The 22300-nt window shown below is 65.7% G+C and carries 19 protein-coding genes and 1 riboswitch; of the genes, 4 read left to right on the forward strand and 15 right to left on the reverse strand.

The features are described 5' to 3' along the window. Positions 1-26: 26 nt before the first annotated feature. Positions 27-413: a hypothetical protein gene (locus KHO49_RS25580; protein WP_110597199.1), complete on the reverse strand. Its 387-nt coding sequence runs from the start codon at positions 411-413 to the stop codon at positions 27-29. A 193-nt stretch (positions 414-606) separates the two neighbouring features. Between KHO49_RS25580 and KHO49_RS25585 the strand changes: the two genes are divergently transcribed. Beyond that, the gene (locus tag KHO49_RS25585) at positions 607-972 is read left to right on the forward strand and encodes a hypothetical protein (RefSeq protein ID WP_213666046.1); all 366 of its coding nucleotides are present in this window, start codon (positions 607-609) and stop codon (positions 970-972) included. A 15-nt stretch (positions 973-987) separates the two neighbouring features. Here KHO49_RS25585 and KHO49_RS25590 read toward each other — a convergent pair whose 3' ends face one another. Together KHO49_RS25590 and hglS are read right to left on the reverse strand one after the other, a co-directional pair. Beyond that, positions 988-2394, reverse strand: a complete 1407-nt coding sequence (locus KHO49_RS25590; RefSeq protein WP_213666047.1) for an FAD-binding oxidoreductase — start codon at positions 2392-2394, stop codon at positions 988-990. A gap of 146 nt (positions 2395-2540) precedes the next feature. Next, the gene (gene hglS, locus KHO49_RS25595; protein ID WP_170004664.1) at positions 2541-3935 is read right to left on the reverse strand and encodes a 2-oxoadipate dioxygenase/decarboxylase HglS; all 1395 of its coding nucleotides are present in this window, start codon (positions 3933-3935) and stop codon (positions 2541-2543) included. 306 nt (positions 3936-4241) lie between these two features. Between hglS and KHO49_RS25600 the strand changes: the two genes are divergently transcribed. Beyond that, positions 4242-5324, forward strand: a complete 1083-nt coding sequence (locus KHO49_RS25600) for a diguanylate cyclase (RefSeq protein ID WP_110653670.1) — start codon at positions 4242-4244, stop codon at positions 5322-5324. Positions 5325-5492: 168 nt separating this feature from the next. Here the strand turns inward: KHO49_RS25600 and KHO49_RS25605 are convergent, their stop codons facing one another. The 11 genes from KHO49_RS25605 to KHO49_RS25655 all read right to left on the reverse strand — a co-directional run bounded on the left by KHO49_RS25605 (position 5493) and on the right by KHO49_RS25655 (position 19572). Beyond that, on the reverse strand, positions 5493-6410 hold the full coding sequence (locus tag KHO49_RS25605; protein WP_213666048.1) for an ABC transporter substrate-binding protein: 918 nt from the start codon (positions 6408-6410) through the stop codon (positions 5493-5495). Further along, complete coding sequence (locus KHO49_RS25610) at positions 6403-7155, reverse strand: (2Fe-2S) ferredoxin domain-containing protein (protein WP_123392901.1); 753 nt, start codon at positions 7153-7155, stop codon at positions 6403-6405. The genes KHO49_RS25605 and KHO49_RS25610 overlap by 8 nt, the downstream gene beginning before the upstream one ends. 11 nt (positions 7156-7166) lie before the next feature. Then, positions 7167-9143, reverse strand: a complete 1977-nt coding sequence (locus KHO49_RS25615; RefSeq protein WP_249735848.1) for a TonB-dependent receptor plug domain-containing protein — start codon at positions 9141-9143, stop codon at positions 7167-7169. Positions 9144-9241: 98 nt separating this feature from the next. Further along, positions 9242-9444, reverse strand: a riboswitch (cobalamin riboswitch). Positions 9445-9477: 33 nt separating this feature from the next. Continuing rightward, positions 9478-10551 (reverse strand): arginine N-succinyltransferase, encoded by a 1074-nt coding sequence (locus KHO49_RS25620; RefSeq protein WP_102861857.1) that lies wholly within the window; start codon positions 10549-10551, stop codon positions 9478-9480. Positions 10552-10600: 49 nt separating this feature from the next. Beyond that, positions 10601-11617, reverse strand: coding sequence for an arginine N-succinyltransferase (locus KHO49_RS25625; RefSeq protein ID WP_102880343.1), 1017 nt, complete (start codon positions 11615-11617; stop codon positions 10601-10603). A 174-nt stretch (positions 11618-11791) separates the two neighbouring features. Continuing rightward, positions 11792-13141, reverse strand: coding sequence for an APC family permease (locus tag KHO49_RS25630; RefSeq protein WP_213666050.1), 1350 nt, complete (start codon positions 13139-13141; stop codon positions 11792-11794). 184 nt (positions 13142-13325) lie between these two features. Continuing rightward, complete coding sequence (locus KHO49_RS25635; protein WP_213666051.1) at positions 13326-14078, reverse strand: N-formylglutamate amidohydrolase; 753 nt, start codon at positions 14076-14078, stop codon at positions 13326-13328. Beyond that, positions 14062-15417: a glutamine synthetase family protein gene (locus KHO49_RS25640; protein WP_213666052.1), complete on the reverse strand. Its 1356-nt coding sequence runs from the start codon at positions 15415-15417 to the stop codon at positions 14062-14064. The genes KHO49_RS25635 and KHO49_RS25640 overlap by 17 nt, the downstream gene beginning before the upstream one ends. After that, positions 15414-16058, reverse strand: a complete 645-nt coding sequence (locus tag KHO49_RS25645; protein ID WP_102861852.1) for a cysteine hydrolase family protein — start codon at positions 16056-16058, stop codon at positions 15414-15416. Before KHO49_RS25645 ends, KHO49_RS25640 begins: the two co-directional genes overlap by 4 nt. A 2-nt stretch (positions 16059-16060) precedes the next feature. Next, positions 16061-16915, reverse strand: coding sequence for a MurR/RpiR family transcriptional regulator (locus tag KHO49_RS25650; protein WP_102861851.1), 855 nt, complete (start codon positions 16913-16915; stop codon positions 16061-16063). A gap of 659 nt (positions 16916-17574) precedes the next feature. Continuing rightward, positions 17575-19572: a GGDEF domain-containing phosphodiesterase gene (locus tag KHO49_RS25655; protein WP_213666053.1), complete on the reverse strand. Its 1998-nt coding sequence runs from the start codon at positions 19570-19572 to the stop codon at positions 17575-17577. A 213-nt stretch (positions 19573-19785) separates the two neighbouring features. Here KHO49_RS25655 and KHO49_RS25660 point away from each other — a divergent pair, with 213 nt between their 5' ends. Together KHO49_RS25660 and cobF are read left to right on the forward strand one after the other, a co-directional pair. Continuing rightward, positions 19786-20349: a histidine phosphatase family protein gene (locus tag KHO49_RS25660; RefSeq protein WP_102864115.1), complete on the forward strand. Its 564-nt coding sequence runs from the start codon at positions 19786-19788 to the stop codon at positions 20347-20349. An 87-nt stretch (positions 20350-20436) separates the two neighbouring features. Continuing rightward, entirely contained in the window at positions 20437-21198 is a 762-nt protein-coding gene (gene cobF, locus KHO49_RS25665) for a precorrin-6A synthase (deacetylating) (protein WP_213666054.1), read from the forward strand. A 60-nt stretch (positions 21199-21258) separates the two neighbouring features. On the opposite strand, the gene ftrA is transcribed toward cobF, so the two are convergent. Continuing rightward, a complete protein-coding gene (ftrA, locus tag KHO49_RS25670) occupies positions 21259-22227 on the reverse strand; it encodes a transcriptional regulator FtrA (RefSeq protein ID WP_213666055.1) in 969 nt (322 codons plus the stop codon). Positions 22228-22300 lie beyond the last annotated feature (73 nt).

Consider the following 22300-nt stretch of genomic DNA (forward strand, 5'->3'; position numbering starts at 1 on the left):
GCTGCACTGTGGTTCGTCGTGGGCGCTCAAAGCGCGATGGGCTGCAGGCTGATCTGGCGGGCGCGCAGGCTGACCCACTGCGGCAGGCGTTCGGGGCCACCCCGCAGGGACAGGAGGATGATCGAGGGGCCTACTGCCAGGGCTGCGACGCCATCCTCATCGACCTGAACCAGGCGCCCGCTGACCTGCAAGGCACCCTGGTCCCAATGCAGGCGGAACGGGCCCTGGGCACAGGGCTCCAGGTTGTCATTCCAGCTGAACTCGTCCTCCAGGCTCAGTTCCACTTCGTAGTCGTGCCCGACCCTCGGCGAGGGGCCCAGCCATTGGCCGCGGCCCTCGCCGAAGGCACAGCAGAAGCCGACGCAGAGGTCTTGCGCCGCAGTGAGGCGGATGTCCGTCAGGGTGATACGCATGCCAGGGTGTCTCGATAGAGTTGAAGTGGCGCCAAGCCGCTTGCACGGTTGCCGCGCCGGGCAAGGCTGAAGGCTCTGCCGGCGTCTGGCAAGTGCCTGCGGTTTTTCATTGCGCAGTCGCGGGGCCTTCAACAAAATGGCCGACTGCTCCGCGGGACCGCTCGCGGAGGTGGATGGTAGTGGAGATCCTGGATTGATCTGGTTGAAGCGTTTTCTCATGTCGATCGGCGCACTGACGCTGATACTGGTTGCCCTCGGGATTGCCTGGACGAGCCTTTTCAAAGAAGCCGTGCACACATTGCCGGAACATCCCCGGGCCCAGTGGCAGGGCGGCGTCGATGGTGGGCACTACGTTGAAGTCACCCGCAGCGAAGCGCCTTACTACTTCGTCCAGGTCCGTTATGAAAGCGGCGACCTGTGGTCCGAGGGCTGGCTGCGGCATGAGCACGGCGACGGTGCTACGTTCAGCGCCGCCGACGTGATCGCCTTTGACGGTGACGGGGTGATTTTCCTTCAGCAACGCAAGGTGCTGGCCGGTGACAAGTCCGGGGCCCGTTGAGCCCCGGGGCGCGACCTATTTGCCCCGGTTGTCGCTGCCGTAGGCGTCCCACAGCTTGTTGCGAAACTTGTTGTGTGGATCGACCCGCGCCTTGAGTGCGAGAAATTCCCCGGCCCGCGGATAGGCCGCCCGAAACTGCTGCGGTGTGGCGTGGATCTGATACGGCAGGTAGTAGCTGCCGCCGCGCTTGATCGCGCTGTCCACCAGGGCCCGGGTCCACTCGCGCACCGCGGCCCGTTCCGCCTCTGCCGTGCTCTGCTGGTAATACAGCACCAGGGCGAACACGTCAGTCTTGGCCCAGGCCAGCAAGGTGCCGGGGTCGGCCTTGGCGTGGCGGATGGACAGGTTGATCACGTTGACCCTGTGCGCCCGCAGGGTCGCGCCCATCTCCTGGACGAAACTCTCCAGCTGGTCGGTGGGCACGAAGTATTCCTGCAACACGTAGGTGCGCTTACTCCGGGAGTCGGGCTCCAGTTCGCGCACGTCGAGGCTGGCCTCGTGGTTGCGCCAGGAGACTTGGGGTTTCTTCAGCACCAGGGGGTCGATCACCTCCTGGCGCAGGGCCTTGCCCCCGGGCCATTGGCTCACCACTTTCAGGGCTTTCTGTTCTTTCCAGTAGTTTTGGTCCAGGGGCGTGAGGCGTTCCTTGACCGTTAGCGGCAGGTCGGTCTGGCTGTAGGACACTGCGCGCAGGGTCTGGTACTGGTCGGGGTAGAGCACGGCGTTATGCAGGATGACCTTGGGGTTGTGTTCGATCCGGTCGAGGAAGTAGGAGCGGTAGTCGCCCAGGGGCATTTCTTCGAAGCTGCGCAGCAGGCGCACGTTGTCGCTCAGGCGCAAGGTGGCTTCGACTATCACCCCTAGGCCGCCGTAGCCGCCGATGGCGCCGTAGAACAGGTCGGCGTTGCTTTGTGGGCTGGCCTCGACCACCTGGCCGTCGGCCAGCACCAGCTTGATGGATTTGACCGAGGTCACCAGCGGCCCATAGCCGACATAGCGGCCATGGGCGTTGACGCTCAGGGCGCCGCCGACGGTGAAGTTGGCGTAGCTCTGCATGATGCTCACGGACAGATCGTAGGGGTCGATGAAACTCTGCAGGGCGCGCCAGGTGATGCCGGGCTGCACGGTGATTTCCTTGTGCTCGCGGGAGAAACCGAGCACCCGGTCGAAGCCGCGCATATCGATCTGCAAGGCATGCTCGGTGGCAGTCTGGCCGCCCATGCTGTAGCGCCCGCCGCCGATGGCGATGGGGCCGGGGTGTTCGGCCACCCGTTTGACGATCTGTTCCAGGGTGGTGGGCCGGGCCACCTGGTCCACCACGATGGGGTTGAGCTGGGTGATGTCGTTGACGGTTTCTGCTGCGTGGGTGCTCAGCGTGGCGCCGAGGGCGCAGCATAAAAACAGGCCGGTCGCGAATCTCATGTCGCCGTGTCCATCCTTGGTGGTGGCGCGCCGCGGGCTCGGGCGCAAGTGCCGGCAGAATAGCGTTCCGGCCAGGCCATGACCATGGGGCAAAACGACGAGGGGGGAATCCGGCACCGACCCGCAAGGCCGATGCCGGACAGGGCTTAGAGCGCTGGCAGGCCCAGGCTGGCGGCGCATTGCTCCAGGGAGCGCTGCTGGGTCTGGGCGTAGAGCTGCAACTCATCCAGGGTGGCGCGGCCCAGGGCCGTTTCGAAGGCCTGGCGGTTGGAGTGTGCGGCGTAGTGGCTCTGGCTGTCGTCCCCCAGGTTGGACTGGAAGATCCCGGCGGCGCTCACCGGCAGGAAGTCCTCATACACCAGTGGTTCGGCCCGCAGGTGCCCGGCGGCCAGCAACGCTGACAAGGTGGTGGGCCGCTGGGGCTGGTGGCGTGCCGCCAGCCCGGCGTCGCTGACGAAGTAGCGGAAATAGGCCAGGCCCTGTTCACGCATGGCGTCGTGGTTGTCGGGGAACTCGTCGAAATGCGCCTGCATCAGTTGGTTGTAGCGCTGGGCATTGCTCTCGCTGGGGAAGTCGCCCAGGGCGTCGCGGGCTGCATTCAGCAGGCGGTCGTAGAGGGCCCGGCCCTTGGGTGTCAGTGCCGCGCCGCGTTGCTCGATCTCGCCGAAGCGGGCGCTGTGGCTGCCCTGGGGCAGGTCCTGATCGGTGAAGGCCACCCGTTCCTCCAGGGCCTTGAAGCTGGTCTGGCGCAGCAGGATCGGGCACGCCCGGCGTGGCGGGCCCTCGATCACCGCCTTGGGGGTGATGCCGTGCTCGGGCATCAGCCGTTGCACTTCATCGATGTCCAGGGTGCGTGGGGTCAGGTGGTTGATGTGCGGGCCCTTGAACGCCACCACGTCGGCGATCAGCCGGTGCTGGGCACTGAGACTGGCGTACTGGGCGGCGGTCACCGTGGCGTGGTGGTGCCAGCGGAAGGTCTCCAGGGCTTCCTGAATGAAGCGTTGGGCATCGTGCTCATCCAGGCCGCCTTGGGCGTGGGCCTGTTCGATCAGTTCCAGCACCTTGGGGGTGAAGATCGAGCGTTGGGCCAGCACCTGTTCGGCAAAGCGCCGCAGTTCGGGGTTGTCGATCAGTTCCAGGCGCAGCAACGAGGTGAAGACCCGGAACGGGCTGACGTGCAGGGCCTCTTCGTGCACCGCGCGAAAGGCCGTGGAGTGCACCGGCACCCCGGCCGGGGTCAGGTCGTAGTAGCCCACCGGCTGCATGCCCATGACCGCGAACAGCCGGGCCAGGGTCGCCAGCTCGGCGGCGCTGCCGACACGGATGGCGCCGTGGCGCTCCAGGTCCAGGCGCTGCAGTTCGCCGCTGTGCTGCAAGTGCCGGGCAATGGCCGGCTGCTGTTCCAGGACCTGGGCATTGACCTGGGCCACCAGCGCCATCAGGGCGCCGTAGAGGGGCACCTCCTCACGGTACATATCCGACATGGCCCGGGAAAATCCCTGGCGGATCAGATCAGGACTGACGAAGTGCTGGTTGCTCATGGACAAGGTTCCCGTGGCAGTGGATCGAGGCATGAAAAGGGCGGGGCGTCCTGATTCTGCTGGGGCCTGCCGGGGCTGACAAACGAAGTTTCCTCTGAACTTCATTCTGCAAATGAATGCATGGCGCGCGGCTTGCTCCGGTTTGCGCAAGCCTGGAGGTTGACCGCCGCAGATTCCCGCCGTGCGGGCCCGCCCGGCCCGGGCCGGGCGTGTACACTGATGGCGCGTTGAGCTCATGCTGATAGACGTTCACCGGTTGATGGCTAGCCGCTCGATCCACTTTTTCCATCGCTGGACGGAGGCGACTTGGCCCCTGCGCAGTACACCAGAGGGAAGGGACTGTCACTGGCCAGGAGGCTCTACACCTCGCGCACCCTGGGCCTGGCCCTGGGCTTTTTCTGCGTCGCCACGGGCATGTCGCCGCTGCAACCGGCGCCCTGGGTCTGGGGCTTGATGCTGTTCAACGCCTTTGTCTGGCCGCACCTGGCCTATCAGTGGGCCCGATGGTCCCAGGTGCCGTTTCGCGCCGAGTACCGCAACCTGTTGGTGGACTCCTTGCTCGGCGGGTTCTGGGTCGCGGCCATGCAGTTCAATCCGCTGCCGCTGGTCACCACCCTGGGGATGATGGCGATGAACAACATCGCCCTGGGCGGGGTGCGTTTTTTTCTTGCCGGCTGTGGGGCCCAGGTTCTGGGCATTGGCATCGGCCTGGGGGTGTTCGGGCTGTCGTTCACTCCCCTGACCACGCCGCAGCAGTTGTATGCCTGCCTGCCGATGCTGACTCTGTACCCGATGGCGCTGGGCTACATCTGTTACCAGCAAGCGGCGACCCTGGGCCGGCACAAGCGCGAGCTGCTGGCCCTGAGTCGCACCGACAGCCTGACCGGGCTGCTCAACCACGGCGCCTGGAAGGACCAGTTGGAGATCGAGTTCCAGCGTTGCCAGCGCCAGGCCCATGGTGGCGCCATCGCCCTGATCGACATCGATCACTTCAAGGCCATCAACGACACCTACGGCCATGTGGCCGGGGATGTGGTGCTGCGCCAGTTGAGCAAGCTCCTCCGGCAGAACCTGCGGGCCAGCGATCAGGCCGGGCGTTATGGCGGTGATGAGTTCTGCGTGATCCTGCCGGACGTGCCGCTGGAGCACGCCGCCGATCTGATGGAGGCGCTGCGCGGGCGCTTCGCGGCCCTGGGCTACGAACAGAATCCGGCGTTGCAGGTGAGCCTGAGCATTGGCCTGGCGGCGTTCAACCCCATGCACGAGGACGCCATGGATTGGTTGAACGATGCCGATCAGGCCCTGTATGCCGCCAAGACCGCTGGTCGCAACAACGTCACCTGCCATCCACCGGAGCGGCCTTCGCGCCGGGTGTTGAATCCTCTGTAGTACCTGCCTCTTGTCGGGCTTGCCCGTGAAGGCGTCGGCATGTACGCCGTGTGATTGGCGGTGTTCCGTTCGCCGGCAAGCCGGCTTGTAGGAGCGGGCTTGCCCGCGCAGGCGTCGGGTGGCGCGTCGCGGCGGTTGGCGGTGCTCGCTTCGCCGGCAAGCCTTCGCCTACGGGGGAGCAGGGTGCAGGCGCCGCGCCAGTTCCAGCGCGGTGCGGCCGCTGGCGATGCCCGGCACCAGTTGGGCGAAGGGGATGTCGATCAGCCGCTCCTCGCGCACCGCCCGCAACCGCGACAGCACCGGGTCACGCTGCAGCAACTGGCGTTTGCGCGTGGCCGGTGACCACAGGGCGTCTGCCAGGAGCAGCACGTCCGGGTCGTTGCTCAGCAGGGTTTCGCTGTCGACCGTCAGGCGCGGGCGGTCGATGGCGGCGAAGCTGTTGCGGGCGCCGGCGGCTTGCAGCAGTACCCCGACAAAACCGCGCTGGCCCTGGCTGGCAAGGCCGTTGACCTCGCTGTCCAGGTAGAACACCGCGGGCGTGTCGCGGCCCCGGTACAAGGCTGCTGCCGCGGCAAGGTCAGCCTCCATGGCCGCGATCAGTTGCTCGGCCCGGGCTGGCTGCTGCAACAGCCGGCCCAGGGTCCGCAGGTCGCGACGGATATGCCCGAAGTAGTCCTCATCATGCCCGGCGCAGGCCGACTCCAGCAGGTAGCTGGCGATGCCGATGCGCCCCAGGCGCTCCCGGGAGCTGAAGTTGTCGGGAAACGCCGAAGCGAAGCCACCCACCACCAAGTCGGGCTTCAGGCTGTAGAGCACCTCCGCCGACGGGTATTGCCGGGCGATCACCGGCACGCCGTGGTACTGCCCCTGGGCCTGGGCCTGACTGTCGTCATCCAGGTAGGCGACGCCGATCATCGATGGCCCGGCGCCCAGGGCCAGCAGCAGGTCGGCGCTGTGCTGGTTGAGGGCCACGATGCGCCGGGGAGGGTCCTCGACGGTCCAGGTCTTGGCGCAGTTGTCATAGCTGGCCGCCAGGGCCGGCCCGGTCGCCAGCCATAGCAGGAGGCCGAGGATCTTCCTAGGCATCCGCCACCCCCGCATACGGCGAAGGGATCAGCAGATCCTGCACCGGCTCACCTGCCAGCAGATGCCCCTGCACCAGACGCACGACCTGGCTGTCGTCGCTGACCCGGTACCAGCAGCCATCGGGGTGCACGGTCAGTACCGGCCCCAGGTTGCAGGGGAACTGGCAGGCGGTGCGGGTCAGCAGCACGCCGCCTGGGGTTTCCATGTGCTCAAGGCGCAGCAGTTCACGGCGCAGGGTCTTCCACAGCGCCAGGGCACCGCGGCGCACGCAGCGCGGGCCGGTGCACAGGAACACCTGCCGGGCATGGGGTGGCACCCGCGACCAGTCCGGGTCGCTGGCCACGGCGTTGACCTGATCGCAGGGCAGGTGCCGCTCGTGCTGGGCGATGCTGGCGCAGGCCAGCGCTGCATCCAGCCCGCGACGGCCCAGGGCCTGGGCGGTGATCCACAGCTGCGGCGCCTGGGGATGGGCCCGGGCCAGGCGTCCCAGTTCATCGCGCAGCCAGTCCAGGTAAGCGCTGTCGGAGCTGGGCTCCAGGTCCACCACCAGCAGCGCCGCGCCGTCCTCGGGCAAGGGTTCCTCCAGGGCGGCCCAGAGGCTGTCGAAGCCGTCCAGGGTGTCGATCACCCGGGTGCCGGCGTCCTCGTTGCGCAGCGCCTTGAGCTCGCGGCGAAAGGCTTCGCCCAGGGTGCCGCCGTGCAGGCCGGGGCCGACGAACAGCACCCGTTGATAGTCCTTGTGCATGTCGTTGGGCCTCAGAAGCGGTAGGTGTAGCGCACTTCGCTGGTAAAGGGCCGGCCGAGGTTGTCCACCGCCGGCGCGCTGCTGGTCATGCTGGTGGTGTAGTCGCGGTCGAACAGGTTCTCCACCAGCAGGCTCAGGCGATGTTGCTGGGCCCTGTCGAGGTAGCGATAGGCATCGGCGTCCACCACCGAGTAGTGGCCGTAGTCGACCTTCTTCGCGCTGTCGATCTGGCCGATGTAGCGGATCGCGCCCCCCACGCCCCACTGACCATCCTCGGACTCGTAGCCCAGTCGCGAGCGGGCGAAGAAGCCGGGAATGTTGCTCAGGGTCACGCCGTTGCGCGACGCCAGCAGATTGCGGGTCAGGTCCGCCGAGAGGTTCCATCGCGGGCTGAACTGCCAGCGGCCGTCGACCTCCATGCCGCGCACTTTGATCCGCCCCTGGCCATTGACCCAGTGGATGCCATCGAGGGCAATCAGGTCGTCGATCTTGCGCTGGAAGGCGGTGACGCTGGCGTTGAACTCGCCGGCCAGCAGGCTGCCCTTGTAGTCCAGGCCGAGCTCGGCATTCAGGCTCTTTTCCGGCTTGAGGTTGCGGTTGCCTTGTTCGTAGTCCTCGTTGACGAACAACTGCTCGGCGTTGGGCAGCTTGAAGGCGCTGCCGTACTGGCCGCGCAGTTGCCAATGGGCATTGAGGTCGTACAGGGAGGTGAGCATGCCCACGGTGGCGCTCTCGCCGCCGCTCATCTTCTCGTGGCGGATGCCCAGGCTCGGGTGCCAGTCGGGCAGCGCCGCGAACACCGGGCGCAACTGGGTGTACAGGGCATTGGCCTGGGCCTGGTTATTGTCGATCTTGAGCACATCGTCCTGGCCCTTGAACCACTGGTTGTCGGTGCCGAACACCAGCACATGGCCGCCGTCCAGCTCGGCCTTGCCTTCGGCCTGCAGGCCCCAGTCGGTGAAGCCCCAGTAGTCGTTACGGTTTTTGCTCACCAGGCGGCCGTCCTTGAGGCTGTCGATCTTGGTGTAGCGCGTGTCCCAGTCGTTGACATGGCCCTTGACGAAGTAGCTGAAACGCTCGCTCAGGCGCTGCTCGAAGGTCGCGGTGGCGATCTGCTGGACGCGGTCGTTGGTGGTCTTCTGGTTGTTCACCGGGCGGGCGAAATCCAGGTTGGCATCGCTGTACTGGTAGAACAGTTCCAGGCGCGAATCGTCGGCGAAGCCCTGGATCGCCTTGGCGCCGAAGGTGGTCACTTCATAGCCGCGTTTCTTGTCCCGGGTGCTGGCGCTGTAGGCGCTGTTGCGATAGGGCTGGTAGCCATCGGAGACGTTGTGGCTGACATAGGCCAGCAGGCCCAGATCGCCCAAGCCATTGCTGAGGATGCGCTCCACCCGGGCATCGCCGCTTTGCCCCATGAAGCTGTCCAGGCCCAGGTTGACCTCGCCGGAGGTGTCGCGGGTCTGGGGGCTGCGGGTGACGATGTTGATCACCCCGGACACCGCCTGGGTGCCGAACAGCAGGCTCTGGCCGCCCTTGAGCACTTCGATGCGTTCGATGGCATTGGCCGGCAAGGTGTCCAGGTACAGGCCGCCGTACAGACGGTTGTTCAGGCGTACGCCGTCCAGCAGGATCAGGGTGTCGTCGTTGCGGCCCCCCAGCAGGGAATAGGTGCCGTAGTCGAAGGGGCCGTTTTTCGGCGCGACGTAGAGGCCGGGGACGTACATCTGCAGCACTCGGGTGATGTCGCTGCTGGGGCCGGCGCGTTCGATCTGCTGGCGGTCGATGATCTCCACCTTGCTGCCGTACCGGGCCATTTCGGCCACCGTGGTGGACTCCACCGAAGGGGCGGAAACCCATTGCCGTTCCAGTGTCAGGGGAGTGTCGTCCGCCAGCAGCAGGGGGCTGAACAGGCAGCCGAGCAGGGCACCGCTCAGGGTGCGCCGAGGTGCACGCCAGTCGCATGCAAGGAAGGTGTCAGTTGTTGTCATTCTTGGTCTTCTCGAAAGTGACTTCGGGAAGCACGCAGGAGAAGGTATCGGCCACAGGCACGCGACCATACCGGCCCATGCCCGCCCACCGCAGGATTGCCAAACAGACGTTTCAGGCCGGTCTCCGGGCTTGCGAGTCTGGCGGCATTCGCCTTCCCATACCGTGGGTACAGTGGCGTGTTGAATGCAGCACTCGCTTACCGTTGCGGGGGCAGCACCGGACTGGCCCTGAAAGGGCGCACCGGTTTCCCGTTTCACCTCGTGCACGGCGGCATGAGGCACCTGAAACTGGGCGGCATATGAACATTCGCCCCGGCGTTCGTCAATCTCGTGGCTACAGGGGCAGGGCGGCGTCCGGCGCGAGGGCGATCCCGGACTGGCCCTGAGGCCGCGCCGGGCAGGCCAACAGTGGCACGGCGCGTACCGAGTCCCCTGGCTGCAGTTGCAGGCGCTTGGCGGTCAGGCGGTCCACCAGCAGGCAGCCTGAAACCAGGCGCCCGGGGGCGGCGGTGATGCGGCAGTTTTCCAGGCGGCGGTTGTGAATCAGCCACACCGGCGCCTGTTCGTCCGGGCGGCCCACCAGCAAGGGCAGGGTCTGGCTTTCGCGCACGCTGCGGATCTTCGCCACTTCGGCCTCGATCAGCGGCCCGCCGTCGAAGATATCGATGCAGCCCTGATGGCTGAAGCCTTCGTCGCGCAGGATGTTCACCGCCTGCTCGGTGCTCTGGTGGGCCTGGCCGATGGCCGCCTGGGCCTGTGGGCTGAGCAGGCAGGTGTACAGCGGCTGGCGCGGCATCAGTTCGGCGATGAAGGATTTGCTGCCATGGCTGGACAGGCGATTGGCCTGCTGGAAGTCCATCTTGAAGAAGTGTCGGCCCAGGCTGTCCCAGAACGGCGAGCAGCCCTGGCTGTCGAGCTGGCCACGCAATTCGGCCACCAGCTTGTCGCCGAACAGCGTCGGGTGCTCGGCGACGAATAGCAAGCGTGCAGTGGACAGCAGGCGGCCGGTGTAGCCCTGGCGCTGGTCGCGGCGCAGGAACAGCGAACACAGCTGGGATTGCCCGGTCATCTCGTTGCACAGGAACAGGGTCGGGATCTCTTTGTCGATACCCAGCCCCGGGGCTCTGCCACGGGTGATGCCGACCCGGTAGTTGTAGCAAGGCTCGCGCAGGCCGATGGCGCCGCTCAGGCCGCAGATGCCGATGATTTGCTGGTCGTCGTCCTCCAGCACGAACAGGTAGTCGGCATCGGCCCGTTCCACCCGGCTGGCGAAGGTGCGCTGGGCCCAGCGCAAGCGATGGGCCAGGCGCTCGGGGTCGGTGGAGAGGTTGTTCAACTCGCGACAGCTGCCCTCCAGCAAAGCCAGCACGCCGGGCAGATCGGTGACGCGGATCGGACGGACGATCATCGGTGCACTCCTTGCAACAGTCCCGGGCAGCGCAGAAGCGGCGGGCCACTCATAACGCGATTCCCCGCACCGGTTCGCCCGGTGTCACTTGCAGGGCCTGGAGCATCGACGGGTCGAGCCCGACCACATCGCCCGGGGCTTCATCCAGAGGCGCGACAATGGCGCGAAATCCCTGCAGTCGGTCATTGCTCAGCAACCAGTGGCGACCCTGGCCACTCTGGGGGCTGAGGTAGCTGGTCGCGACTCGGCTCTGAACGATCGAGCGTAGCTGGTTATTGCGGGCCTGCAGGGTCGGCCCGGCATCGAACAGGTCCACATACTGGGTAGGCGCGAAGCCCTCGTCGATCAGGATGTCGCAGGCCTCCCGCGCATCGGGGTGAATCCGTCCGATGCAGTCCTGGGCCGACGGCGGCAGCATCGGGATGTACAGCGGGTACTGGGGCATGAGTTCGGCCAGAAAGCCCCGGCCCTGAAGGGCGCACAGGCGTTCGGCCTCGATGTAGGGCAGGTCGAAGAAGTGCTGGCCCACCGCCTCCCAGAACGGCGACTCGCCGGCGGCGTTGCTGTAGCCGACGATCTCGCTGATGGTGCTCTCGGCAAAGCGCTGGGGGTGAGCGGCCATGAACAGCAGCCGCGCCCGGGACGTCAGTTGCGCCAGGGGCGTGCCCGACAACGCCGGGTCCACGTGGAAGCTGCGCAGCAGGGTCTGCTCGCTGAGGTCTTGGCACAGGGACAGGGTCGGCACGCCGTGTTCGATGTTCAGCTCCCGGGAGCTGCTGATGAAGGGACGGTTGCGCAGGCTGTAGAACGGCGCGGCAAAGCCCGCCGTGGCAAGAATGTCGGAACAGCCGTGGAGCAGGCCGCTGTCTGGGTCCTCGAGCACCAGAAAGTAGTTCTCCGGGCCCTGGCTGGCCTCGGTCTTGGCAAAGGACGCCAGGGAATCGAGGATCCTTTCCCGCAGGTAGGTTTCGTCATCCACCAGGGACGTTACGCCCAGCAGGCGTTCGCGGGCCAGGCGCAGCAGTTGGGGCAGATCGAATAACGCCACGGGACGCAAAGCCAGCATGGGTGCACTCCTGTATCAAGGGCCGCTCGCCCCGGGGGGCGAACATGGGCCAGACATCACTGTCGGTTACCACGCAGTTCCACGGCCGCGGCATCCGGCGGCCTGTCCCCGGGCGGCTCTTGGCGGCTGCCTCGGGGGGAAGCGCGACGCCATCCGGCGCCGCAGGTAAGTCACTTAGGGTTTGAGCAGATCGGGCAGGGCGGCACCGCTGCCCAGCTTGTTCAGCAGGAACAGGTAGACCAGCCCGGCGGCTATCCAGATGGCGCCGAGCTTCTGCGCATCCACGCCCATGTTGTACATGATGGCGCTGACGATCACGAAGCCGATCACCGGGCAGATCAGGTGGCGGATCACCTGGCCGGACTTCTGCCGGCGCCAGTAGAAATTGATCACGGTGATGTGCAGCAGCATGAAGCCGCTCAGGGCGCCGAAGTTGACCAGTGAGGTCAGGGTGTCCACCGAGTTGATGAACAGGTAGCAGATCAGCAGCGACAGCACCGCCACCAGGTAGATGCTGATGTGCGGGGTATTGTGTTTCGGGTGGACCTTGGCCAGCACCTTGGGCAGCTTGCCGTCCCGGGCCATGCCGAACAGCAGGCGCGACACTGCGGCTTGCGAGGTGATGGCCACCGCCACGCCCCAGGCCAGCGCCGTGGCCACCCCGGTGAGGGTCGCCAGCCAGCTGCCGGCGGCCAGTTCGGCGATTTCATAGAAGGCGGTGTCGGCGGACTTGAAGCCCATGCCGGCGGCCAGGTCCGTGGCGATCCAGGTCTGCACCACGAAGATCGCGCCCATCACCACCAGGGTGATCAGGGCGGCGCGACCGACGCTGCGGCCCGGGTCGCCCTTGACCTCTTCGGCCAGGGTCGAGATGGCGTCAAAGCCCAGGAACGACAGCACCGCAATCGAGACGCCCTGCATCAGCATGCCGAAGTGGAAGTGTTCCGGGCTGTACAGCGGCGCCAGGGTCAGTTGGCCGTTGCCGGTGCCGCCGTGCAGGGCGTTCCAGGCGTAGAACAGGAAGAGCCCCAGGACCACCAGTTGCGCCAGCAGGAACAGGATGTTCATCCGCGCAGTGAAGGTGATGCCCCGCAGGTTGACGAAGGTGGCGCTGACCAGGAACGCCAGGATGAAGCCGACCTTGGGCACTTCCGGGTACAGGTGGTTGAGGGCCATGGCCGCGTAGACGTAGAGCAGCGGCGGGATCAGCAGGTAGTCCAGGAGCATCAGCCAGCCGGCGAGAAAGCCGACATGGGGATTGAGGCCGCGCTGGGCATAGGAGTAGACCGAGCCGGCGATGGGGAAGGCGCGGGCCATGGCGCCGTAGCTCAGGGCGGTGAAGACCATCGCCACCATGCCGATGATGTAGGCCAGGGGCACCATGCCCGGGGCTTCCTGGTTGACGTAGCCATAGACCCCGAACGGGGCGATGGGGATCATGAAAATCATCCCGTAGACCACCAGGTCGCGCAGGCTCAGCCCGCGCTTGAGTTCCTGTTTGTAGCCGAATTCTTCAATCTCCATGAAGCAGTTCTCCTTGTAGCCAATGTAAGTGGGCGCATCCGGCGGCAAGGGTCGTCATTGACGCCTCGCGCGCCGGTCTGTGTTTGAACCTGGCAGGGTTAAAGACACACCACAGCGGTTTTTCTTGTTGTTGTACCTGTCCTGCAAACAGCCTTTGTTGCGTTCAAGCGTCTTTCAACCTCCGTTACAGCAGTGGCGCCAGACAGTCGCTCCAGTGCTGCACCGCTTCAGGGCTGCGCAACAGGTCGTTGCGCACCTCGATCAGTACCGACTCCAGGCCCCGGGCATCACCGTGCACCGGCACGGTCATGTCGCTCAAGGGGTCGATTTCATAAGGCTGGTTGCCCGCCACCTTTATCGGCAGGGTCCACAAACCTTCCAGTATTCGCGCCGCGTAAGCGGTGGCGTTGCCATACAGCACGCCGACTTCCAGCGCGCGTGGCTGGCTGTAGTACACCGGGGTGAAGCTGTGAATCCCCACCACTCGTACCTCGCGCCCCTCGGCCAGGCGCCGGTCGATGATGCGCTGCAGACGCTGGTGGAACGGCGTGAACAGCTGCTGGCGGCGGTACTCGCGGGTCGCCTCGTCCAGGTGCTGGTTGCCCGGCACCTGATAGATCTCGCTTTGCAGCGGGATGCTGTCGGGGGCATGCCGCGGCCGGTTGAGGTCGATCAGCAGGCGCGAATAGTTGGCCGCGATCAGGGTCGCGCCCAGGGCCTGGGACAGGCTCTCGGCCAGTTCCAGGGCGCCCGGGTCCCAGGCGATATGCTCGCGGGCCGCCACCGGGTCCAGGCCCAGGTCGTGCAGGGCCGGTGGAATGTAGTGGCTGGCGTGTTCGCACACCAGGATCAGCGGATGCTCGGAGTCTTCGCGGAGCAGGCGATAGGCCGGCTCGGTATAGAAACCGTGCTCGGCGGATTTAGTACAGGTGTCCATAGTGCTCACAGAGATCGGCAGCGGTCAGGTGCTCGGTCAGGGACACTTCCTTTTGTTTGACGGCGAAATAGGTGCTCAGCAGCTCCGGCGGCAGGGTCTGCAGCAATTCCTTGTTGCTGCGCAGGCAGTCCAGGGCCTGGGTCAGGGTGCCGGGCAGGGGCACGATGCCGCTGGCCAGGCGCTGTTCGGTGCTCAGCTCATCGGGGACCTTGTCGGTCATTGCGTTGAGCGGCAGCTTCTGTTCAAGGCCCAGGCGTCCGGCGATCAGGATCACGGCCATGGCCAGGTGTGGCGAGGCGGTGGCATCCAGGGCGCGGAATTCCAGGTTGTACTGCGGCGCCACGGGCGTGCCGCCGATGTCCACGGTGGGGCAGATGCGCAGCGAGGCTTCGCGGTTGCGCAGGCCCAGGCAGGCGTAGGAGGCGCTCCAGTGATGGGGTTGCAGGCGTTCGTAGGACAGCGGCGTCGGCGCGGTGAAGGCGCACAGTGCCGGCAGGTGCTTGAGCACCCCGGCGGCCCAGTGCTGGCCCAGCCGTGACAGGTCGTCGCCGCGGACCGCCAGGGGATCGTAGAGCAGTGGCGTGCCGTCCAGGTCTTGCAGGCTCAGGTGCAGGTGCACCCCGTTGCACACGGCGTCCGCTGCGGTCTTGGGGGCGAAGCTGACCCGTTGCCCCAGCTGCCGGGCCACTTCCCGGGTGATCTCGCGCACGTTCACCGCGCGGTCGGCGGCGGCCAGGCCCTGGGTCGGGCGGCAGGTGATCTCGTATTGCTGCTTGCCGTATTCGGGGAGGAACATTTCCGGTTCGACACCGGCCGCCCGCAATGCCGCCAGCAGCCAGCCACCGAAGGCCGCGCCCTGGCGCTGGGCCTCCAGGGAGAAGGCCAGGTGCTCGCGTTGAGCGGCGCCGCTGTCGAGGTTGAACTCGTGCTCGAAGGCGGCGGTGATCTGGATGCCCAGCTCACGGTAGCGCTCGACCTCGTTGCGCAGCAGGGTGCGCGGGCAGGCGGCCCAGGGCTGGCCATCGGTTTGGCAGATATCGGCGTGAATGTAGTCCAGGGGCGCGGCCGTGGCATCCGGACCGGCGCCGACAGTGACCCGGCTGTCCAGGTCGGGTATCAGCCGCAGGTCGCCATAGGCGCCCCAGGGGTTGTCCTCGGCGATCAGGTCCTGGGGCGTCAGGGCGCTGTTGGCCGGCACCCAGCCGCAGCCGCCGATCTGGTAGCGCTCCAGCTCGTCGCTGGGAAAGGAGCGGCCCCGGGTGACGCCGATCAAATCGGTGGTGACGATGCTGGTCATGGCCAGTGGCGTCAGGGCCTCGATGCCCTGGCCGCGGCTCATCCGCGGATCTCCCGCAGGCGGCCGAGCACGGTCTGGGTATCGGTGATCCAGCAGTAGCCCTTGATCGCATTCAGGCAGGCCTGGTGCCGAGTATCGCTATAGGTGGCGCAGGCGTCCTCGACCAGGGTCACCAGGTAGCCGCGGTCGGCGGCGTCGCGCACGGCCATGTCCACGCACTGGTCGGTGACGATCCCGGCGACGATCAGGTGCCGGGTTTCCAGGTTGCGCAGCACGTAGTCGATGTTGGTGGAGTTGAACACCCCGGAAGAGGTCTTGGGCAGGACGATCTCGTTTTCCACCGGTGCCAGCTCGTCGATGATCGCTGCCTGGGGGCTGCCCTTGGGCAGGTGCATGTCCGACAGCTTGTGGTCCAGGGAGCGGTCACGGCCGTCGGCGGTCAGGCTTTCGATAATGGTGTGCAGCACGTTCTGCCGTGCCTCGCGCACTGCGGCCAGCAGGCGTTGCTGGTTGGGGATCACCTGCTCCCGGGCACGCTTGAGAAAGGCCTCGCCCTCGGGGCCTTGCAGGTGCGGGTCGAACTGCGGTTCGAGCCAGGCGCGCTGCATGTCCACCAGCAGCAGGGCGGTGTGATCGACGACGAAGGGCAAGTCCCGGGGCGAACGGTGGGGCAGGCTGAACATCCTTATTTCTCCTCCAGCACATGGGTATCAAATTGCGCCCGCAGGGCGTCGATGCCCTCCAGGCGTTGATCAAGATCGGCGCTGCGCGGGGTCAGGCAGGCGATCAGCGCCTCGACCTGGGCCAGCGCCGGCACCAGGGTGTCGAATGGCGACAGGGACTCCACCGGGGCACTGATGATCAGGTCCGCCAGCTCCCGCAGCGGCGAGGCATAGATATCGGTGAACAGCACCACCCGGGCGTTGCGCGCCTTGGCTGCGCTGGCCACCCGCAGGGCCTGGGACTGATAGCGGCGGTAGTCGAACAGCAGCACCACATCCTGGCGCTGCAGATCGAACAGGCGGTCCGGCAGTTGCGCGTTGTCTTCAAGAAAGAAACAGCCCGGGCGCATCAACCGCAGGTGGTTGAGCAGGTAGTGGGCGAGGAAGCTGCTGAAGCGTCCGCCAAAGCAGTACAGCTGATGACGGCTGTCCAGCAGCCAGTCCATGAGTACGCGGATGTCTTCGGGCTGGGTCAGGGACTGGGTGTCGTGCAGGGCGCGCTGGCTGTCCGCCAGGTAGCGGCTCCAGGTATCGCCCTGGGCCACTTGTGAGCGTGGGCGCAGCAGGGTGCTGGGGGAGCGCAGGCGGTCGTCCATGTCGCTGAGCAGGGCTTCCTGGAATTCGCCGTAGCCGCTGAAGCCGAGTTTCTTCACCAACCGTACGATGGTCGGGTCGCTGACCCCGGCGTGTTCCGCCAGGCGTGACATCGGCCCCAATCCGTTGCGCGGGTAGTGGTCGAGCAGGGCGCGCACGACTTTGCGCTCTGAAGGCGTCAGGTCGAGGGCGGGGTCGGTGATCAGGTCTCGGAGAGAGGGCATCGGGGTGCCTTGGAAGCTGAATGTCGTTTTTGTTTCATAAAATGGCTAAATGATATTTATGTAATGGACGTTACATGTCTAGTGAAATTTGCGTGGGTGGTGAAATGCTCTGAAATGGGGCGGGGGTGGGGTGGAGTTGAGGCGTGGGGGGGACATATCCGTTCCTGCGGGTGCGGCCGCTGGCGGTTCCGCTCTTACAGCGGCTCACTTTTGAAGAGCGCAAAAGTAAGCAAAACGCTCTGCCCCTCCACTCGGTGCCTCGCCTAGGCTCGGCATGCCCTCACTCCGGCATTGATCCGTGGGCCGCCGCCACCGGCCATCCATGGCCGGGTGGCGGCTAACCCGGCGTCCTGCCGGGTTACCCACGGATCAATGCCTGCGTTCGGCCATCGTGGTTAACGGGGCGTTCAGATCAAGATCAAGATCAAGATCAAGAGCCAGACGGCGGCCTTGTGGCCGGCCTGAAGCTAGGGGTCGTGCGTTTCTGTAGGAACTGCGGTGGTTGGGCCTCCGTGGGAGTTGGTTTGCCAGCGAAGGCGTCCGCCCAGGCGCTGCAGGTCTTGCGGGGCTCTTCGCCGGCGAGTCGGCTCCTGACCTGACGGAATGGATCAACAAGGTGGGCAATGAGGCGGTGGGCGAAAGGCGTTCGATCAAGGCGCTCAGGCTTTGCCCTCGCTGCCCACTGGTTGATCGAGGGACGCTTTCTTTGGCCCGTCGCTATCCAGTTCGATCAGTTCGGCCAGGGGGACTGCCGGGGAGAAGATGTAGCCCTGGGCGCAGCGGATGCCAATGTTCTGGAGAATGTCGATCTGCTCCTGGGTTTCAACCCCTTCGGCTGTCAGTGTCGCCTGGTACAGGCGTGCGCTTTCCTGGGCGATGGAGACCGCGGTGCGCATCCGTTCATAGTGCAGCAGGGAAATCATCGAGTGGTCGATCTTCACTTCGCTGAAAGGATACTTGGCCAGGATGCTCAGGGCCGAGTAGCCGGTGCCGAAATCGTCCAGGGACAATCCCACGCCGTGATCCTTGAGCAGAAGCATGTTGTGCGCCACTTGCTGGGTGTCTTGCAGCAAGGTGCTCTCGGTCAGTTCCAGGGTCAGGCGAGCGCCGGGAAGCCCGGCTTCCTTGAGGCGCTGGATCAGCAGGACGGCAAAGTTGGCATCGCTCAGGGTCGAGGACGAGACGTTCACCGCCAGCGGTCCCTTGAGTCCGGCATCGATGTAGTACCGGGCGTCGCGGATCACCGCTTCGATGGTCGCCCATTCGAAGGCTTGCTGCAGGTCGTGGTGGCGGATCACTTCCAGGATCAGCAAGGGAGAAATCGCCGTGCCCTGGTCGTCCTGGGCCCGCAGCAGGGCTTCGGCGCCGATGATCGTGCGTTGGCTCAGGCAGAACTTGGGCTGGTAATACAGCGGCGGGGTGTTCGATCGCACCCACTCCAGCAGTTGCTGGCGGATGCGTTCGTTGCTCTGGGCCTGTTCGATCAGCGACTGGCGCAGGTAACGCACCGGCTGTCTGCTGTCCTGCAGGGCCAGGCTGATGTTGCGCAAGGTGACGTTGGCGCTGTCCCCGGCACAGGCATCGATCACGCAGAACTGCAGCTTGGGCGACAGGCTGCCGTCGCTGGGCAAACCGGCCTGCAAGGTCATCTGCAGGGTGGCGAGCAGCGCCGATTCTTCGACCTGCTGGATGGAGCGGTGCGGCACCACCAGTGCCAGGCTCAGGTCCGAGAACATGAAGGCGCGGTGGGCGGCACTGGCTTGCAGGGCATGGCTGGAGGCGCCGCTGCTGAATTCTTGCGCCAGGGAGATCAGCAACTGGTCGGTCCAGTCATGGCCGTGGATGGCGACCAGGTCCTTGAGGTTGCTGATTTTGATCACGATCAGGGTGTGGGGGACGCGCCGCTCTTTGTTTTGCTCCAGCACCTGGTCGAGGTGGTCGCGCAGGGCTCGTCGATTGGGCAGTTGGGTGGTCGGATCGGTCAGGGCCTGTTGCAGCAGGCTTTGCTGGGCCAACTGGTAGCGCGCTTCGCGGCGCAGCATGGCGAATATCAGGATGATCATGGGCAGGGAGAGCAGGGTCGAGCTCAGTCGCAAGGACAGCAGTTGTGCGGTGATGCTGGAGCTGACCGTGCCCATCCAGTCGATGATCTGCATCGGGACGATGGCCGCGCCGAGGCGCATCAGGATCACCAGCAGCATGTCCTTCAGGCTCAGGGCGCTCAGGTCGCGGGTTTCGAACCAGCGATGGAGCAGCATGCCCCCCAGGGCCACCAGGCTAAAACTGAACAGCGCCTCTTCGAACTGCGCGGCGCCGGCAATCCAGTAACGAGCCAGTGCCACCAGGACCAGGCAGGTCATGCCGCCCCACCAGCCTCCCAGCAAACCGGCGAGAAACAGCATGTCGTTGCTCAGGAAAATCTTCACCGGGGTCTGCATGAACCCGGAGGCGAGGGCGATCAAGGCGGCGTTGCTGGTGCCCAGGATCAAACCCAGCAGGATCTTTTTCGACTTGATCAGCCGCTGGGCGTCCTGACGCAGCATCAGCAGGATGCTGAAGATCCCTACCAGGGCAACGTATTGCAGCAGGACGATGGGCTGGAGCGAGGCGTTGAGCGCAAGGTCGAGAGACAGGAGCTCCCACATACCGCTGTGCATGGTGTCGAGGTACCTGATTCGAGTCGAAGTGTGGGAACTTCGCGGAGAATAAAGGCCTGCTGCTTGGGTTGCCTATAAGCCATTTCTTGTTTGGTGATCAGGCGTTTCTTGAGTTTCTGAGGAATTTTCAACCTGTCTCCTGCTGGGAAATAGCCCTGTGGTCGTGCTAAAAAACCGGCCTCAGTCCTGATGTTCCTTTGTCGAGATAACCCCTTGCCGGCCACCCGTTTGACGCTGATCTGCCACGCCCGTACCGCCGCCCAGAAGCTGGGGCGCTTTCCCCTGGACGAAGCCGTGGAGATGGATTGGCAGGCCCAGGCCCTGAGCCGGGCTGCGCAGTTCAGGCACCACCCGCAGGTGCTGTGCGGGCCGGAGCGGCGAACCTGTCAGACGGCGGCGCTGTTCAGCGCAGCGCCGCAAGTGCAGGAAGCCCTGCGTGACTATGGCTTCGGTGCCTGGCAGGGGATGGGGATCGGCGATCTGCAACGCCAGCAGCCGCAAGCCTTGCAGGCCTGGCTGGATGACCCTCACAGCGCTCCGCCGGGAGGCGAGTCGGTCGCCGGGTTGTGCCGGCGCGTGGCGCAGTGGCTGGAGCAGATGGCCCAGCGTCCGGGGCACTGGTTGGCAGTGACCCATCCCTTTGTCATGCGTGCGGTGCTGCTGCAGTTGCTGCAGGCGCCCCTGGGCAGTTTCAACCTGATGGATATCGAGCCCCTGTCGCGGATCGATCTCAGCCATGCCGGTCGCTGGCGCCTGCGCCTGGATGGCCGTGACTGAGACCTGTGCCGGGCGTTCGGGGCATTTCTCCGGGCGCCAAAGCCGCCCATACTTGCCCCCTGGCACAGCAGCGAGAACCAGATCCCCATGAAAACCCTCCTGATCATCGGCATCGGCGCCGGCAACCCCGATTTCATCACCATTCAGGCGATCAAGGCGCTGAACCGCAGTGACGTGGTGTTCCTGATGGACAAGGGGCCGAGCAAGGACTCGCTGATCGATCTGCGGCGCGAGCTGTGCCAGCGTTATCTCACCGAGCGTCCTTATCGCTTCGTCGAAGCCCAGACCCCGGAACGCCAGCGCGGCGATGTGGACTACCAGGCCAGCGTCCGGGCCCTGAACCAGGACAAGCAGCAGGTCTTCGAGCGGCTGATCAACGAGGAGCTGGCAGAGGGCCAGACCGGTGCCTTCCTGGCCTGGGGCGACCCGTCGCTGTATGACAGCACCCTGCGCATCCTGCAGCAGATCCTGGCCAGTGGTGCGGCGCAGTTCGAGTATCAGGTGATCCCCGGCATCACCAGCGTCCAGGCCCTGGCGGCGCAACACAAGGTGGCGTTGAACCGTATTGGCCGTTCAGTGGAGATCACCACCGGGCGGCGTCTGGCGGCGGGACAGGCCGGTGATGCCGACAGCCGGGTGGTGATGCTCGATGCCGAGGACTCCTACCGCCAGCTGCGCAATCAGGACCTGGACATCTACTGGGGCGCCTACCTGGGCACGGCGGACGAAATCCTCATTGCCGGGCGCCTGGACGAGGTCGCCGACGACATCCAGCGGGTCCGTCGCCAAGCGCGCGAGGCGCATGGCTGGATCATGGATACCTACCTTCTGCGCAAACCGGAGCCTTAGACACTGGCCGGGATGGACGCCGCCGGATAAGCGTGGTGTTCTTCGCCGGCAAGCCGGCTCCTACGAGGGGGATTTTTGGCCGAAGCGTTCGCGGTAGGCCGAGGGCGGCAGGCCCACCAGGCTGCGAAAGGCCACGCGAAAACTTTCCACCGAACGATAACCGCAATGCAGGGCGATGCTCTCCGTGGTCTGGCTGCCGCTTTCCAGCAGTTCCCGGGCCCGGGCCAGTCGCTCATGTTGCAGCCAGGCCTTGGGCGTGGCGCCGGTGGCGGCGCTGAAGCGTCGCAAGAAGGTGCGCTCGCTCATCAGCGCCCGGGCCGCCAGGTCGCTCACTGTCAGCGGCTCATGCAGGCGCTCCCGAGCCCATTGCATGACCTGCGACAGGTCGCTGCGCGGGGTGCGGCTGACCGGAGCCGGAATGAACTGGGCCTGGCCGCCGGTACGCTGGGGCGACATCACCAGGCGTCGGGCCACGCTGTTGGCCACCCGAGTGCCAAAGTCCCGGGCCACCAGGTGCAGGCAGGCATCGATTCCGGCGGCGCTGCCGGCAGACGTGATCAGTTGGCCGGCGTCCACATAGAGCACGTCCGGGTCCACCCAGATGTCCGGGAAGCGCTCGGCCAGCTCTTGGGTGTAGCGCCAGTGGGTGGTGGCGCCCAGGCCGTTGAGCAGGCCGCTGGCCGCCAGAGCGAACACCCCCGAGCAGATCGACAGCAGCCGCGCGCCGCGCTGGTAGGCCCGGTGCAGGGCTTCCATCAGCTCGGGCGGCGGCACCTGGTCGCGGCTGCGCCAGCCGGGAATGATGATGGTCCGGGCCTGCTCCAGCAGTTCCAGGCCGCCATCGGCCAGTATCCGGATACCGCCCGCAGCGCGCATCGGCCCCGGGTCCACGGCGACGATGCAGTGCTCATACCAGGGAAAGTCGAACTCCGGCCGGGCCAGGCCGAAGATTTCCACGGCGATGCCGAATTCGAAGGTGCAAAGGCCGTCGTAAGCCAGGATCGCGACCAAGCCGGGAGGATTGTGCATTTGGCGGAAAGTTACCAGTGGGTGTCCGGGGCGCCACTTTAACGCGGTGGGGCAGGGCCGATAAAGTTCTTCC

The organism is Pseudomonas sp. RC4D1, from assembly GCF_018390395.1.
GTDB lineage: Bacteria > Pseudomonadota > Gammaproteobacteria > Pseudomonadales > Pseudomonadaceae > Aquipseudomonas > Aquipseudomonas danubii.

Excerpts from the sequence above, each read along its gene's own strand:
- KHO49_RS25655 (WP_213666053.1), bottom strand. The coding sequence starts at position 19,572 with ATGCACAGCGGTATGTGGGAGCTCCTGTCTCTCGACCTTGCGCTCAAC.
- KHO49_RS25605 (WP_213666048.1), bottom strand. The coding sequence starts at position 6,410 with ATGCCTAGGAAGATCCTCGGCCTCCTGCTATGGCTGGCGACCGGGCCG.
- ftrA (WP_213666055.1), bottom strand. The coding sequence starts at position 22,227 with ATGCACAATCCTCCCGGCTTGGTCGCGATCCTGGCTTACGACGGCCTT.
- KHO49_RS25640 (WP_213666052.1), bottom strand. The coding sequence starts at position 15,417 with ATGAGCCGCGGCCAGGGCATCGAGGCCCTGACGCCACTGGCCATGACC.
- KHO49_RS25580 (WP_110597199.1), bottom strand. The coding sequence starts at position 413 with ATGCGTATCACCCTGACGGACATCCGCCTCACTGCGGCGCAAGACCTC.
- KHO49_RS25630 (WP_213666050.1), bottom strand. The coding sequence starts at position 13,141 with ATGGAGATTGAAGAATTCGGCTACAAACAGGAACTCAAGCGCGGGCTG.
- KHO49_RS25625 (WP_102880343.1), bottom strand. The coding sequence starts at position 11,617 with ATGCTGGCTTTGCGTCCCGTGGCGTTATTCGATCTGCCCCAACTGCTG.
- cobF (WP_213666054.1), top strand. The coding sequence starts at position 20,437 with ATGAAAACCCTCCTGATCATCGGCATCGGCGCCGGCAACCCCGATTTC.
- KHO49_RS25650 (WP_102861851.1), bottom strand. The coding sequence starts at position 16,915 with ATGCCCTCTCTCCGAGACCTGATCACCGACCCCGCCCTCGACCTGACG.
- KHO49_RS25620 (WP_102861857.1), bottom strand. The coding sequence starts at position 10,551 with ATGATCGTCCGTCCGATCCGCGTCACCGATCTGCCCGGCGTGCTGGCT.
- KHO49_RS25590 (WP_213666047.1), bottom strand. The coding sequence starts at position 2,394 with ATGAGATTCGCGACCGGCCTGTTTTTATGCTGCGCCCTCGGCGCCACG.
- hglS (WP_170004664.1), bottom strand. The coding sequence starts at position 3,935 with ATGAGCAACCAGCACTTCGTCAGTCCTGATCTGATCCGCCAGGGATTT.
- KHO49_RS25645 (WP_102861852.1), bottom strand. The coding sequence starts at position 16,058 with ATGTTCAGCCTGCCCCACCGTTCGCCCCGGGACTTGCCCTTCGTCGTC.
- KHO49_RS25635 (WP_213666051.1), bottom strand. The coding sequence starts at position 14,078 with ATGGACACCTGTACTAAATCCGCCGAGCACGGTTTCTATACCGAGCCG.
- KHO49_RS25615 (WP_249735848.1), bottom strand. The coding sequence starts at position 9,143 with ATGACAACAACTGACACCTTCCTTGCATGCGACTGGCGTGCACCTCGG.
- KHO49_RS25610 (WP_123392901.1), bottom strand. The coding sequence starts at position 7,155 with ATGCACAAGGACTATCAACGGGTGCTGTTCGTCGGCCCCGGCCTGCAC.